Below are 14,514 nucleotides of genomic sequence, written 5' to 3'. Positions count from 1 at the left end.
CAACAGAAGGAGAGATGGACCCATGGCGAGGCTGGACACCCGGCGCGAGCAGCTGTCCGACCACTACGACCTCGCGGTCGTCGGGGCCGGCATCAACGGGCTGGCGATCGCCCGCGAGGCGGCGATGCGGGGGCTGAGCGTCCTGCTCGTCGAGCGCGACGACCTCGGCGCCCGGACCTCGAGCATCTCCACCCGGCTGATCCACGGCGGGTTGAAGTACCTCGAGCGGCTGGACTTCCGCCTCGTCATGGAGTCGATCCGGGAGCGCAAGGTGCTCCTCCAGCAGGCGCCGCACCTCGTGCACGAGTACCCCATGCTCATCCCCTTCTACCGCGGCAACAGCCGGCCGGGCTGGCTGATCGCCTGCGGCGTGCTGCTCCACGACCTCCTGTCCGTGGGCAAGCCGCTGGCGCTCAACCGCCCGGTCGGCCGCCGGGCCATCGCGCGCCGGTGGCCCGGGCTCAACCGGCGCGGCATCGCCTGGGGCGTGCTCTTCGCCGACGCGAACGTGCCGTGGACGGAGCGGCTCTGCGTGGAGCTGGCGGTCTCCGCCTCCGACCACGGCGCCCACGTGCTCACCCACAGCGAGGTCGTCGAACTCACCGTCGACGGCGGCGGCGTCTCCGGCGTCACCATCCGCGACGCCGAGACCGGCGCCGTCCGCACCGCCCGGGCCGACGTGGTGGTCAACGCGGCCGGCCCGTGGGTGGACGCCGTGCTGCGCGGCACCGACGTCGGCAAGCGGTACGTCGGGCCCACCAAGGGCTCGCACGTCGTGGTGGACCCGTTCCCCGGCGCGCCGTCCACGTGCGTCTTCTTCGAGGCCCGGGCGGACAAGCGGCCGATGTTCGTGCTGCCCTGGGAGGGGCGGTACATGATCGGCACCACCGACCTGCCCTACGACGGCAGCATCGAGGAGATCGTCGCCTCCGACGAGGAGGTCGCCTACCTCATCGGCGAGGCGAACGCCCTCATCCCCGGCGCCGGGCTCCGCCCCGGCGACGTGCTGTGGAGCTACTCGGGCGTGCGCCCCCTGCCCTACGTCGGCGACCTGGAGGACCCCTCCAAGGTCACCCGCGACCACCAGATCGTCGGCCACGACGGCGCCTACCGGGGCCTGTTCTCCGTCATCGGCGGCAAGCTCACCACCCACCGTGCCCTCGGGGAGCAGGCCGTGGACAAGGTCGTGGCCTTCCTGGGCCGCGGCGCGACGGCCTCCCCGACGGCGTCCGCCCCGCTGCCCGGGGCCGCCCGGACGGGCCGTTCCGCCGGCGCGTCCTTCGCCCGGGTGTTCCTCGCCCGCTCGCCCCTGGACAGCGCCACGGCCCGCCGGCTGGTCTCCGTCTACGGCACCCGCGCCGCGCTCGTCGAGCGGCTGATCGTCGCCACCCCCGAGCTCGGCGCGGTCATCGACCGCGAGAGTGGCGCCGTGGCGGCCGAGGTGGTCTTCGCCGTCGAGCAGGAAGGCGCGCGCACGCTCGAGGACGTCCTGCTCCGCCGCATCCTCGTGGGGCTCAACGCCGACGTCGGCCTCGCCGCGGCGCCGGCGGCCGCCGAGGTGGCCCGGGCCCACCTGGGCTGGAGCGAGGCGCGCGTCGCCGAGGAGCTGCGGGACTACGTCCGGGCCACGAGACGCTTCCGTCCCCGCGCCGCGGCCCCGGGACACTACGAGGACCTCACGACCGACGCAGGAGTTGCTCGATGATCTGCCACATCGGTGTGGACGTCGGCCTGACCGCCGCCAAGGCCGCCGCCTTCGACGACGACGGCCGGGAGCTGTGGACGGTACGCGCGTCCAACCCGCGCATCGCCGTGTCGGCCGACCGGCAAGAGGTCGACATGGACGACCTGTGGGACGTGGTGGCTGGCGTGCTGCGCGACCTCACGGCCCACCTGGCGGCGACGGGGCACACCCCGGTCAGCCTCGCCGTCACCGGCCACGGCAACGGCCTGTACCCCGTCGACGAGCACCTGCGCCCCGTGCGGCCCGCGATCGCGTCGACGGACTCGCGGGCGCAGGACCTCGCGGCCGAGGCGCTCGTCGGCCCGGGCGAGGCGCTGCGCGACCTGACCGGCTCCATGCCGTGGGCCGCGCAGCCCGCCGTGCTCCTGCGCTGGCTCCACGACCACGAGCCGGACTCGCTCGCGCGGGTCCGGTGGGCGCTGTCCTGCAAGGACTGGCTGACCACCCGGCTGATCGGCGAGCCGAGCGCCGACTACTCCGACGCGTCGGCGATGGGGCTGCTGCGCCTGTCCTCCCGCGCCTACGCGCCCGAGGCCCTCGAGGCGGTGGGCCTGCCCGGGGACCTGACGAGGCTCTTCCCGCCGGTGCGCGCCTCCGACGCGGTCGCCGGCACGGTGACGCCCGAGGCCGCGGCGGCCACCGGGCTCCCGGCCGGGCTGCCGGTCGCGGCGGGCTGCATGGACTGCGTGGCCAGCCCCCTCGGCGCGGCCGCCTCGGCGCCCGGTGACGTCACGGTCATCGTGGGCACCTGGGCGATCAACGCGGTCGTCGTCCCCTCGACGGCGGTGCCGCCCCGGGTGACCCTCAACGCCCTGCTGCCCGAGCCCGGCACGATGCTCGCGATGGAGGTCGCCCCGACCTCCTCGGCCAGCCTGGAGTGGCTCTCCGCGGCGGTGACCCGCCCGGCGGTCGCCGCCGCCGAGCCGCGCGAGCTGCTCGAGGCCGCGGCCGACGCCCCGCCCGGCAGCGAGGGGCTGTACTTCCTGCCCTTCGTCCACGGCGCCCCGGCGATCCAGGGCGCCTCGGGCACCCTCGTGGGGGCCAGTGCCCGGCACGGCCACGCCCACGTCGCCCGAGCGGTCGCGGAGGGGGTCGCCCAGTACCACCGCGTGCAGGTCGAGGCGCTGCGCACCAGCGGGACCGCGATGAGCGCGGAGCCCTGGACGCTCGCCGGCGGCGGGGCGCGCAACCCCGTCTGGGCGCAGATCTTCGCCGACGTCCTCGGTCATCCGGTCCGGCGCCAGCTGGGCACCGAGCTGGGCGCGCGCGGCGCGGCCTCGCTCGGGCGTGCGGCCGTGGACCCGACGGCGAACCCCTGGCGGCTGGAGCAGGACCCGGGCCTCGTGGTGCACCCGGGCGTCAACCAGGCGCTGTATGCCCGCCAGGCCCTCGTCTTCGACGCGCTGCTCGACTCCCTGCGGCCCGCGTGGGCGACGCTGCACCAGGAGGCCCGCAGTGCCTGAGCTGACTGCCGTCAAGGTGCGCGACCGGTGGGACGACGCCGCGGTGGTGACGGGCGACGCCCTCGACCAGTGCGTGTACGTCTCCCGCCTGCTCGGCTCCGATCCCGCCGTCGTCCTCCACGGCGGGGGCAACACCTCCGTCAAGACCCTCGCCCGGGACGTCACCGGCGAGCCGGTCGGGCTCGTGCACGTCAAGGCCTCCGGCCACGACCTCGGGCGGATCACCCGGGCCGGGTTCGCCCCGCTGCGGCTGGACCGGCTGCGCGAGCTCGCCGCGCTGCCCGCGTTGGACGACACCACGATGGTCAACGAGCTGCGGTGCGCCAGCATCGACGCGGCGGCGCCCACGGCGTCGATCGAGGCGCTGCTGCACGCCCTGCTGCCGTTCCGGTTCGTCCTGCACAGCCACGCCGACGCCGTGGTGACGCTCACCGACACCGCGCTGCCCGACGCCGAGCTGCGGAAGATGTTCGGCCCCGACGCCCTCGTGCTGCCGTACTGCCGGCCCGGCTTCGACCTGGCCCGCCGGATCGCGCACGAGCTGGCCGCCCGGGGCGGGGTGCCGCCGTCCGCGGTGGTGCTGCGCAACCACGGGCTGTTCACCTTCGCCGACGAGGCCAAGGAGGCCTACCAGCGGCACATCGGCCTCATCAACGCCGCCGAGGAGCGCATCGCCCGGGCGCGGGGCGAGGCGGCGGGCGCCGTGCGTGGCGACACGGCCCACGAACCGCACGGCGGCGGCGCAACCCACGTCCCGCCGGGCGGCGCGGTCACCGGCGGCCCGGCCGATGCGGCCCCCGCGGGAGACCACACGGAGGCGCTGGCCGCGCTGCGCGCGGAGCTCGGCCGCGCCGCGGGGTTCCCCGTGCTGGTCCGCGCCGAGCGGGACCCGGAGGTCGACGCGTTCCTGGCGCTGGACAACCTGGCCGCCGTCACCCGCAACGGCACCGCGACCCTCGAGCACGTCATCCGGACCAAGCCCTGGCCGCTGCTCGGGCGGGACGTCGGGGCCTTCGTGCGGGAGTACGAGGACCGGTTCTCGCGCTTCGCACCGGGCTACCCGGAGGGGCTCACCGCCCTGGACCCGGCGCCGCGGGTGGTCCTCGACGCCGAGCTGGGCCTGGTGACCGTCGGACGGACCCCCGGCGAGCTCGAGGCGGTGCGCGACATCTACCGGCACACCATGCGGATCATCCGCGACGCCGAGGCCCTCGGTGGCTACCGGTCCGTCGGCGACGCCGACCTCTTCGACATCGAGTACTGGGAGCTGGAGCAGGCGAAGCTGCGGCGCGGCGGGGAGCGCACGCCGCTGGAGGGCCAGGTCGCCGTGGTCATCGTGGCCGGCAACAACGACGCGGAGCCCGTGCGCGCCGCGCTCGCGGGCGCGGGCGCGCAGGTGGTGAGCGGCGGCGCGCAGGCACAGGCGATCAGCGCGGCCGTCGCCGCCTGGGGCGGGGTGGACCTGGTGTGCCAGGTCGGTGCCACGCCCGGCGAGGCGGAGCGCGGGCACCGGGTCCTCCGTCACGGGTGGGCCGGCGGTGTCGAGATCGTCGTCAGCGCGGACGCCGAGGGCCGCAGTGTCGTCGGCCCACGGGGCGAGGTGCGCGGCGCGCTCGCCGACGTCGCATCGCTGCGGGCGGCATTGCTGCTGGTGGCCTGAAGCGCGGGCGCCGCCCGGATCGCCACGCCGGGGTGCTCGCCCCGGTGAAACCACCGGGTTCTGCCCAGCACACCGCCGGCCTGGATGTCGGTGCAGATCCTGGCGGTTTCGCCAGCGCGAGCCACCGACGGGAAACGGGAGTCTCGAGACCGGCCGCAGCGGCCGTTCGTCCCCGAGATCCCTGGAGGTCCGATGTCCACCCAGTTGCGCGACGCGGCGGGCACCCCGCCTGCGGCGGAGGAGCGGCGTCCTTGGACGGTGCTCTGCCTGATGCTGGCCGCGCAGTTCATGGTCGTGCTCGACGTCAGCGTGGTGAACGTGGCGCTGCCCAGCATCGGGCGCGCGCTGCAGCTCAGCGCCGGTGACTACCAGTGGGCGGTGAGCGCCTATGTGCTGTTCAGCGGCGGGTTCCTGCTGCTCGGCGGACGGCTGGCCGACCTGTTCGACCGACGCCGGATGTTCCTCGTCGGGCTCGGGTTGTTCACGGTGGCGTCGCTGGCCAGCGGGCTCGCCGGGTCCGCGTTCATGCTCATCGCGGCCCGCGCCGTGCAGGGGGCCGGGGCAGCCATGCTGACCCCGGCCGCGATGTCGATCGTGATGACCAGCTACGCGGGCCGGCAGCGGGCCACCGCACTCGGGGTCTGGGGCACGATCGCCAGCATGGGCATCGCCGCCGGGGTCCTGTTCGGCGGCGCCCTCACCAGCGCCCTCGACTGGCGTGCGGTGTTCTTCATCAACGTGCCCATCGGTGTGGTCACCTGGGTGCTGACCCGGCGCACCGTCGCCCCGGCCGGCGCCGCCGGCGCCCGCCTCGGCCAGCTCGACCTTCCCGGTGCCGCCACGGCGGTCACGGGGCTGGTGGCGCTCGTGTACGCCATCGAGCAGACCAGCACCCGCGGCTGGTCCCCGGTGACCCTCGCCGCGTTCGCCGCCGCCGCGGCGCTGCTGGGCGTGTTCACCGCGCTCGAGCGACGCGCCCGCCAGCCGCTCGTCCCGCCGCGGATCTGGCGTGTCCGGTCGCTCGTCTCGGCGTCCGCCGTGATGGCCGGCGTGACCGGCGCCGTCGTCGGCGCCATCTTCCTCACGTCCCTGTACCTGCAGCAGGTGCTCGGCTCCTCCGCGATCGTCGCCGGGCTGCAGTTCCTGCCGCTGGCCGCCGTGATCACCCTCAGCGCCGCCGTCGCCTCCAGGCTGCTGCCCCGGCTCGGCCCCCGCATGCTCATCGCGGCCGGCCTGCTGATCGCCACCGCCGGCGCAGCGCTGCTGTGCACCGTCGACGCCGGCTCGGGCTACCTCGCCGGCGTGCTGCCGGGATTCGTCGTCCTCGGGACGGGGATCGGCCCGATGTTCGTCGCGATCTCGGTGGCCGCGATGAGCGAGGTGCCCCCGGAGCTGTCCGGCCTCGCGTCGGGCCTGATGATGACGGGCCACGAGATCGGCGCGGCGCTCGGCGTGGCCACCCTCACGGCCGTCGGCGGTGACCTCACCACGCGGGCCGGGCTGGTCGACGGGTACCCCAGCGCGTTCCTCGCCGTCGCCGTCATCCTGCTCGCGCTGCTCGTCCCCACGGCGCTGGTCCCGCGCGGCGCCGCCGCCGGCCACAGCACTGCGGCCGCGCACTGACGCACCGGGGCGGCCGGCGCCCGCCCCGGTGCCTCCTCGCCGTCCGCCCCACCAACACCCCACACGCCCACCCTGGAGCGTCCCGACCTGGCGCTCGCCGCCCTCGGTGAGTTCCTCCCGCGACGCTGACCGGCCGGCGCCGCGGCCCGGTTGCCACACAGGTTGCCGTGCCCGTCCCGCGGCGTGGGTGTATGCATACGGCGGCGGCCCTCGCCGGCTCGGCTCCCTCATCGACGCGGGACCGCTCCAGGAAGGGGTGCGTCATGACCGTCTACACCGTGGGGCTGTGGCGGGTGAAGGCCGGCCGCGAGGACGACTTCGTGACCGCTTGGCAGGAGCTCGCGCACCTGACGCAGCGCGACTTCCCCGGCACGAGTGCCGTCCTGCTCCGGGACCGGGACACCCCCACCACGTTCATCAGCTCCGGTCCGTGGGACTCGCTGGGGGAGATCGAGGCGTGGCGGGCCTCGGAGGTCTTCCAGGTCAGCGTCGACAAGATGCGGGAGCTGGTGGACAGCTTCGAGATGCACACGCTGGACCGGGCCGCCATCGCCGGGGACGAGCTCGGGCACAGCATCTGAGCAGCGGCGCGCTCAGCCGCCCCGCGCCGCCCGCCCGAGCACCGCCTCGACGCCGTCGAGCAGGATCGTCAGCCCCAGCCCGGCCTCGTCGAGGTCGCCGGAGCCTTCGCTGCCGAAGGCGCCGGCGTCGAGCGCGGCGGTGATCGCGGGGTGGTCGTCCGGGTTGGTGACGGCGCGCAGCATGGCGTTGTAGTCCATGAGCGCCGGGTGGTCGGAGTCGGCGCCGGTGGCCGCCGCCGTGACGGCGACGAGCATTTGTCCCTCGGTGAGCAGGTGCAGGCTGATCCGGCCCACGATCGCCGTCTTGAGCCCCTCGGACACGTCGACGTCCGCCAGGGCGCGCAGGCCCCGCTCGATCCACGCGACCCGGTTCGGGCCCATCGCGACAGGGCCGACGAGCTGGGCCATCCAGGGGTGCTCGACGAACAGCGCGAGCTGGTCGCGGCACCACCGCTCGAGCCGGGCGCGCCACCCCGCTGCCGGGTCCTCCGGCTCGTCGGGCAGGGGCGCGATGGCGTCGAGCATGAGCGCGAGCAGGGCCTCCTTCGACGCGACGTACCGGTACAGGGCCATGGTGGTGACGCCGAGCGCCTTGGCGACCCGCGCCATGGAGACGGCCGCCAGGCCCTCGCCGTCGGCGATCTCGATCGCGGCCCGCGTGATCGCCTCGACGCTGAGCCCCGGGCGCGGGCCCCGCCGGGGTCGTCCCACCGGCTGCCACAGCTCCGCCGTGCCCGGCGGGAGCGTCATCCCGCCCCCGTCCGCCGTCGATCCCGGTGATCTCGTCACTCCCCCAGCCTATCTGTTTATGGGGTAGACAAAAACGTGTATGGCGTACACACTACCGTCTATGACATACACAGAAACCGGTTCGCGGCCGCCCGAGGCCGCCGCGAACGCCGACCTCGCCGTCGAGATCCGCGGCCTGGAGGTGGCCTACGGCGCCACCCGGGTGCTCCGTGGTCTCGACCTGGCCGTCCCGCGCGGCCAGCTCTTCGCGCTCCTGGGCCCCAACGGCGCCGGCAAGACGACGACGATCAAGGTGCTCTCCACCCTCGTGCGGCCCATCGCCGGCACCGCGCGCGTCGCCGGCCACGACGTCGTCACCGCGGCCCGGGCCGTGCGCGAGCGCATCAGCATGACCGGCCAGTACGCCGCCGTCGACGAACGCCTCACCGGCCGGGAGAACCTCACGATGATCGCGCGCCTGCTGCACCTGCCGCGCCGCCGGATCCGCCCGCTCGTGGACGAGACCCTCGAGCGCTTCGACCTCGCCGACGCCGCGGACCGCACCGCTGGGAAGTACTCCGGCGGCATGCGCCGCCGCCTCGACCTCGCGGCCAGCCTCCTGGCCGCGCCCGAGGTGCTCTTCCTCGACGAGCCCACCACCGGCCTCGACCCGCGCTCGCGGCAGGGGCTGTGGGAGATGATCCGCGACGTCGCCGCCCGCGGCACGACCATCCTCCTGACCACCCAGTACCTCGAGGAGGCCGACCGCCTCGCCGACGCCGTCGCCGTGCTCGACGGCGGCGCGATCGTCGCCCAGGGCACCGCGGCCGAGCTCAAGAGCGGGCTGGGCCAGGCCTTCGTCGAGCTCGTGCTGACCGACGCCTCCGAGGTCCGGGTGCCCACCGACGGCACCGTCGCCCACGTGCGCGAGGTGCTCGCCGACGTCGAGCGCCGCGGCCTCGACGTCGAGCGCTGGCAGCTCCGCGAGCCCACCCTCGACGACGTCTTCCTCCAGCTCACCGGCCACGCCGCCACCACCGAGGAGCAGAAATGAGCGCCATCACCCACGCCCTGCAGGACAACGCCACCCTGATCGGGCGCAGCGTGCGGGCCAGCGCCCGCGACGTCGAGTCGATCCTCGTCTCCGTGCTGCTGCCGATCATGCTCATGTGCACGTTCGTGTGGGTCTTCGGCGGCGCCCTGGACACCGGCGGCGAGTACGTCGACTACATCGTGCCCGGGGCCATCCTGCTGTGCGCCGGCTACGGCGCCGCCCAGACCGCCGTCGCCGTCGCCGGCGACATGTCCCGCGGCATCATCGACCGCTTCCGCACCATGCCGATCAGCGCCTTCGCGGTGGTCAACGGCCACGTCGTCGCCAGCCTGGCGCGCAACGCCGTCGCGACCCTGCTCGTGGTGGGCGTGGCGCTGCTGCTCGGGTTCGGGCCGACGGCCACGGCGGGGGAGTGGCTGGCCGCGGCCGGCGTGCTCGGCCTCTACGTGCTGGCCATCTCGTGGGTCTCGGCGCTCATGGGGCTGCTGGCCGGCACGCCGGAGGCCGCCAGCGGCTTCACGTTCCTCGTGCTGTTCCTGCCCTACATCTCCAGCGCCTTCGTCCCCACCGAGACCCTGCCCGGCTGGCTCCAGGGCTTCGCCGGGCACCAGCCGGTCACGCCGGTGACCAACACCCTGCGCGAGCTCATGGTCGGCACCCCCGGCGGCGAGCCGTGGGCCGCGGTGCTGTGGGGCCTGGGCCTGACGCTGCTCGGCGTCGCGGGGGCCGCCGCGCTGTTCCGGCGCAAGGGGCGCTGAGCGCGCGGGGCCCCGCGCCGAAGCTGTCGCGCCCCCGCCGCCGGTCCCGCGGCGGGGGTGTGGACCACCGGCCGGTGGACGAGCACCACCGGCCGGTGGACGAGCGATGTCGGCGCTGTGCCGACGCGGGCCTCGAAGTCCCTGGCCGATGCGGGCCTCGAGGTCCTTGCCGTCGCGATGCCTGCTCTTACGCGGCACATTCCATGCACACCAGCTGCCCGGCGGTGTCGCTGGCTAGCTGGCTGCGGTGATGGACCAGGAAGCAGTGCGTGCAGACGAACTCATCGGCCTGTCGGGGCACCACGACGACGGCGAGCTCTTCGCCCGACAGGTCCGCTCCGGGTAGCTCGAACTCGTCCGCGGCCGTGACGTCCTCTTCGTCGACCGTTGCCCACTTCTCCACCGGGCCTCGGGCCTGCAGCTCCTCGAGGGAGTCCACATCGCCGTCGTCCTCGCTCTTGCGGGGCGCGTCGTAGTCGATCTCCGCACCGGCCTGACTCACCGGGCGCCGCCTTCGAGGCCGGGGGGTGCCGTGGGGCACCGGCTTGGTCTGGCCGTCGTTCCTGCGCGCCGGCTTGGTCGCGTCCGTGGATCTCACGTTCATGGCGCCATCCCCCAGGGGTAGCTACGTGCCCACGGTGGCGCGTCGGGTCTCGCCACCGATGCTCAGGGCATCGCTCCCCTTTTTCACGAACTGTCCTTGTATTAACTCTCGGGAAGTCGGAGGATGCAAGGGCCGACGGTGGGAGGCGGACATGACCTGCGGGATGCGTGCCCCGGGCACGGGCGTCCAGAACCGGGTCTGCGGGGACGAGCGCCTGGCGGATCGCCTGACGTGGGTCGGTCCGCCGCGCTCACGTCGCCGTGAACTGCACCAGGCATCCCTGCGGGGTGGCGAAGGGCACCAGCCGGGTGACCTCCACGGGTGCCCCGAGACGTTCGAGCACCCCGCGGATCAGTCCGAGCTGGAGCGAGCAGACGACGTCGCGGTGCTCCTGGGCCACCTCCAGGAAGGGGCAGTGCCGCTGCACCAGGGACAGCTGGTGGCGGTCCGAGGTGATCTGGGGGTCGAAGCCGATGCTGGCGAGTGCCTCCGCCAGCATGGTGATCGACTCCGCCGCGTCAGGGGCCGGGCCGGTCCAGGCCTGCATCAGGCGCTGTGCCCAGGCATGCCCGGCCTGCTCGGTCAGCTCGGGCGACCCATGTACCCGATCGGCGAGGACATCGGCCAGCACCTGTGCCAGGGCCCGGAAGTCACGTCGGGTACCGAGCGCGTTGGGGTGCGGGGTTGCGGTGAAGTGCAGCGGCGGGCGCCCGGGAACGCTCGGGTGCGCGACCTGGCGCTGGACCAGGCCGTCCTGCTCGAGCCGGCCGAGGTGGAACCGGACCGTGTTCGGGTGCAGGCCGAGCCGAGTGGCCAGCTCGTGCACGCCGAGACCTTCCGGCGAGTCACGCAGCGCGCGCAGGACGCGGACACGGCTCGAGACCGCGCCGGTGAGGTCTGGGTCCACCTCCCCGGTAGCTCTCACTCGTCCATCGTCTCATCCACGACAGGCCAGAGCCCTGTCGGTGCCAAGGCCCATCACGTGCGCTTCACGCGCTCCGGCCAGCAGCCCTGAGGGGGCCGATGATGATGGCTACCACCGCTGAGCTTCGCGCTCACCTCGTGCCGGGGCTCCTGCCGCGCAAGCAGGGGTGGGGCAAGACGCTGGTCTCCTGGATCACGTCCACCGATCACAAGGTGATCGGCTACCTGTACCTGATCACCTCGTTCGTGTTCTTCATGATCGGTGGCGTGCTGGCGCTGCTCATCCGGGTCGAGCTGTTCGAGCCCGGGCTGCAGGTCGTGCAGTCCCACGAGCAGTACAACCAGCTGTTCACGATGCACGGCACGATCATGATGCTGCTGTTCGCGACGCCGCTGTTCACGGGGATCGCCAACATCATGGTGCCGCTGCAGATCGGCGCCCCGGACGTGGCCTTCCCGCGGCTGAACATGCTCTCGTACTGGCTCTATCTCTTCGGTGGCCTGATCGTCGTGGCCGGCGTCCTGACCCCCGAGGGTGCGGCGAGTTTCGGCTGGACGGCCTACAACCCGCTGTCCAACGCCGTCTACTCCCCGGGCCTGGGTGGCGACCTCTGGGTCCTCGGCCTGGCGATGACCGGCTTCGCGACGATCTTCGGTGCGGTGAACTTCGTGGCCACGATCATCACCATGCGCGCACCGGGCATGACCATGTTCCGGATGCCGATCTTCACCTGGAACGCCTTGATCACGTCCCTCTTGGTGCTCATGGCCTTCCCGGTGCTGGCCGCGGCCCTGTTCGGGCTCGCCATCGACCGCATCGCGGGCGGCCAGGTCTACAACCCCGACGCGGGCGGGGCGCTGCTGTGGCAGCACCTGTTCTGGTTCTTCGGCCACCCGGAGGTCTACATCATCGCGCTGCCGTTCTTCGGCATCGTCACGGAGGTGCTGCCGGTCTTCTCCCGCAAACCGGTCTTCGGCTACAAGGGCCTGGTCTTCGCCACCATCGCGATCGCCTCGCTGTCGATGACCGTGTGGGCGCACCACATGTTCGCCACCGGCGGCGTCATGCTGAGCTTCTTCTCGTTCATGAGCATGCTCATCGCGGTGCCCACCGGGATCAAGTTCTTCAACTGGGTCGGCACGCTGTGGCGCGGCAGGCTCACCTTCGAGACGCCCATGCTGTTCTCGCTCGGCTTCCTGGTGACGTTCCTCTTCGGCGGCCTGACCGGGGTGATCATCGCCAGCCCACCGATGGACTTCCAGGTGCACGACACCTACTTCGTCGTCGCGCACTTCCACTACGTCGTGTTCGGCACCGTGGTCTTCGCGATGTACTCCGGCTTCTACTTCTGGTGGCCGAAATGGACCGGACGGATGCTCGACGAACGCCTGGGCAGGGTCAACTTCTGGCTGCTGTTCATCGGCTTCCAGACGACCTTCCTGGTCCAGCACTGGCTGGGCGTGCAGGGCATGCCGCGGCGGTACGCCGACTACCTGCCCGAGGACGGCGTCCAGCTCTACCACCAGATCTCCACGGTGGGTGCGGCGATCCTGGCACTGTCCACGCTGCCGTTCCTCTACAACGTCTACACGACCCAGCGCGGCCCCCGCACCGTGTTCGTCGACGACCCCTGGGGGTTTGGCAGCTCCCTGGAGTGGGCCACCGCCTGCCCGGTCCCGCGCCACAACTTCACCGTGCTGCCGCGCATTCGCTCCGAGCGCCCCGCCTTCGACCTGCACCACCCCGAGGTGGCGGCCCTGGACCGTTCGGAGCGCAACCCCGGCCCCCTCGGGTCCATCTACGCCGGTGCAGGCGGCGAAGGCCGCGCTCAGGTGCTTGGCGAGCGCACATCCGCCGCGCCGCGAGACCCCGTCGATGGCCCTGATGGCAGCTAGCAGCGCGTGCCGACGGCCGTGGAGCCACTGCGGTGTCCGTCGCTCCGAGGTGACCGGGAAGAAGGGGCGGTCATGGTGCCCAGGCATGAGGTGAAGATCCGTCGCGCGTACGAGGAGCCGACGAGAGGCGACGGCGTCCGCGTGCTGGTCGACCGCATGTGGCCCCGAGGTGTGAGCAAGGACAGGGCCGCTCTGGACGAGTGGTGCAAGACGGTCGCACCGTCGACGGAGCTACGTCAGTGGTACGACCACGATCCGGCGCGTTTCGAGGAGTTCGCGCGCCGTTACCGCGGCGAGCTCGAGGAGCCCGAGCGCGCCGCGGCCCTCGAGCACCTCCGCGACCTGGCCCGACACGGAGCCCTGACGCTGATCACCGCCACCAAGCACCCCGACATCAGCGAGGCCCAGGTCCTCGCCACCCTGCTTCAGGGCTGACTCCCCAGTTCCTGACCACGAAGCCCGGATCGAGTGGAAAGACCCCATGGAGGAGACGATGTACCACCGCACCACGCCGGAGCTGGCCGCTCGCCGCCGAGAGCTTGCGCCAGCCACTCATGCGGCGTTCGAGGAGTTCAGTCGCGCAGTGTTCGCCGACGGCGCGCTGCCGGAGAAGATCAAGCAGCTGATCGCTGTCGCGGTCGCGCACGTGACCCAGTGCCCGTACTGCATCGACGGCCACGCCAAGCTCGCCCAGCGCGTGGGAGCGAGCCCGGAGGAGATCATGGAGGCCATCTGGGTGGCCGCCGAGATGCGTGCCGGCGGCGCCTACGCCCACGCGACCTTGGCGCTGCATGCCATCGGCCAAGATGCCCCTGAGGCAGCCGGAGATCATCGTGAGACGCCGGCCGAGGCCGGAGTCTGGCATCCGGATGCCGCGCGGGATGGCGCCGTACGGGGTGCGCGCGCCTGATGCTCACCCAGGTGAGCGATCAGGACCTGCGGGTCCGATGGGCCGCGATGTGGCCGGGCGGGCTGGTCGGCTTCCTGTGCATCGTCATCGGCGGCCTGGTCGCCGCCGTCACCGGACCGACCGGCTTCCAGCACGGCTCGTGGGCGGCCGCCTATCTCGTGCTCGTCGCGGGCGTGGCCCAGCTCGGACTGGCCGCGGGGCAGGCGTGGCTCCCGGCGCGGCCGCCGACGCGCCGGACGGTGGTCGGGGAGCTCGCGACGTGGAACGCCGGCAACGTCGCCGTGCTGGCCGGGACCGTTGCCGGCGCGGTGCTGCCCGTCGTCGCCGGCGGCCTGGCCCTGGTCGTCGCGCTCGTGCTGTTCATCCACGGGGTCAAGGCGCCGCGTCCAGGGTGGACCACATGGCTCACCGCCTACCGGCTTCTCGCGGGTGTCGTCGCCGTCAGCATCCCGGTGGGCCTCGTGCTGTCCGCCGTACGGCACGGCTGAGCGGGCACCGAAATGATGCGAAAAGCGTGGCTAGATCGACCCTGGTCGACGGTTTCCGTTGGCTAACGGCTGATTCGATG

At 73.0% G+C, this 14,514-nt stretch carries 14 protein-coding genes; 11 read left to right on the top strand and 3 right to left on the bottom strand.

All coding sequences use genetic code 11. The features are described 5' to 3' along the window. Window positions 1-22 precede the first annotated feature (22 nt). The 5 genes from glpD (at window position 23) to GD880_RS14795 (ending at window position 7,071) form a co-directional block, all read left to right on the top strand. Window positions 23-1,705, top strand: a complete 1,683-nt coding sequence (gene glpD / locus GD880_RS14815; RefSeq protein ID WP_152232378.1) for a glycerol-3-phosphate dehydrogenase — start codon at window positions 23-25, stop codon at window positions 1,703-1,705. Next, window positions 1,702-3,207, top strand: coding sequence for an FGGY-family carbohydrate kinase (locus GD880_RS14810; protein WP_152232377.1), 1,506 nt, complete (start codon window positions 1,702-1,704; stop codon window positions 3,205-3,207). Before glpD ends, GD880_RS14810 begins: the two co-directional genes overlap by 4 nt. After that, the gene (locus GD880_RS14805) at window positions 3,200-4,867 is read left to right on the top strand and encodes a class II aldolase/adducin family protein (RefSeq protein ID WP_193314541.1); all 1,668 of its coding nucleotides are present in this window, start codon (window positions 3,200-3,202) and stop codon (window positions 4,865-4,867) included. The genes GD880_RS14810 and GD880_RS14805 overlap by 8 nt, the downstream gene beginning before the upstream one ends. A 192-nt stretch (window positions 4,868-5,059) precedes the next feature. After that, window positions 5,060-6,490 carry an MFS transporter gene (locus GD880_RS14800; protein ID WP_152232375.1) on the top strand — a complete coding sequence of 477 codons (1,431 nt, stop codon included), beginning with the start codon at window positions 5,060-5,062 and terminating at the stop codon, window positions 6,488-6,490. 263 nt (window positions 6,491-6,753) lie between these two features. Beyond that, complete coding sequence (locus GD880_RS14795) at window positions 6,754-7,071, top strand: antibiotic biosynthesis monooxygenase family protein (protein WP_152232374.1); 318 nt, start codon at window positions 6,754-6,756, stop codon at window positions 7,069-7,071. A 12-nt stretch (window positions 7,072-7,083) separates the two neighbouring features. On the opposite strand, the gene GD880_RS14790 is transcribed toward GD880_RS14795, so the two are convergent. Continuing rightward, a complete protein-coding gene (locus tag GD880_RS14790) occupies window positions 7,084-7,860 on the bottom strand; it encodes a TetR/AcrR family transcriptional regulator (RefSeq protein WP_152232373.1) in 777 nt (258 codons plus the stop codon). Window positions 7,861-7,921: 61 nt separating this feature from the next. Between GD880_RS14790 and GD880_RS14785 the strand changes: the two genes are divergently transcribed. Continuing rightward, entirely contained in the window at window positions 7,922-8,854 is a 933-nt protein-coding gene (locus tag GD880_RS14785) for an ATP-binding cassette domain-containing protein (RefSeq protein WP_152232372.1), read from the top strand. After that, on the top strand, window positions 8,851-9,612 hold the full coding sequence (locus GD880_RS14780; protein ID WP_152232371.1) for an ABC transporter permease: 762 nt from the start codon (window positions 8,851-8,853) through the stop codon (window positions 9,610-9,612). Before GD880_RS14785 ends, GD880_RS14780 begins: the two co-directional genes overlap by 4 nt. Before the next feature lie 187 nt (window positions 9,613-9,799). Here GD880_RS14780 and GD880_RS14775 read toward each other — a convergent pair whose 3' ends face one another. Both GD880_RS14775 and GD880_RS14770 read right to left on the bottom strand, forming a co-directional pair. Next, window positions 9,800-10,114, bottom strand: a complete 315-nt coding sequence (locus GD880_RS14775) for a DUF4193 domain-containing protein (protein ID WP_264372290.1) — start codon at window positions 10,112-10,114, stop codon at window positions 9,800-9,802. Window positions 10,115-10,466: 352 nt separating this feature from the next. After that, window positions 10,467-11,141 (bottom strand): helix-turn-helix transcriptional regulator, encoded by a 675-nt coding sequence (locus GD880_RS14770; protein WP_152232369.1) that lies wholly within the window; start codon window positions 11,139-11,141, stop codon window positions 10,467-10,469. Window positions 11,142-11,245: 104 nt separating this feature from the next. Between GD880_RS14770 and ctaD the strand changes: the two genes are divergently transcribed. The 4 genes from ctaD (at window position 11,246) to GD880_RS14750 (ending at window position 14,434) form a co-directional block, all read left to right on the top strand. Further along, the gene (gene ctaD / locus GD880_RS14765; RefSeq protein ID WP_152232368.1) at window positions 11,246-13,036 is read left to right on the top strand and encodes an aa3-type cytochrome oxidase subunit I; all 1,791 of its coding nucleotides are present in this window, start codon (window positions 11,246-11,248) and stop codon (window positions 13,034-13,036) included. A 72-nt stretch (window positions 13,037-13,108) separates the two neighbouring features. After that, entirely contained in the window at window positions 13,109-13,471 is a 363-nt protein-coding gene (locus GD880_RS14760; RefSeq protein WP_152232367.1) for a DUF488 domain-containing protein, read from the top strand. A gap of 46 nt (window positions 13,472-13,517) precedes the next feature. Further along, window positions 13,518-13,946 carry a carboxymuconolactone decarboxylase family protein gene (locus tag GD880_RS14755; protein ID WP_152232366.1) on the top strand — a complete coding sequence of 143 codons (429 nt, stop codon included), beginning with the start codon at window positions 13,518-13,520 and terminating at the stop codon, window positions 13,944-13,946. 11 nt (window positions 13,947-13,957) lie between these two features. After that, window positions 13,958-14,434, top strand: coding sequence for a hypothetical protein (locus GD880_RS14750; protein ID WP_193314540.1), 477 nt, complete (start codon window positions 13,958-13,960; stop codon window positions 14,432-14,434). Window positions 14,435-14,514: the final 80 nt, after the last annotated feature.

Origin of the sequence: Georgenia ruanii (genome assembly GCF_009193175.1) — a bacterium.
Lineage (GTDB): Bacteria > Actinomycetota > Actinomycetes > Actinomycetales > Actinomycetaceae > Georgenia > Georgenia ruanii.
The sequence above is the reverse complement of the archived record's forward strand: the minus strand, read 5'-3'. Positions and strand labels throughout refer to the sequence as shown.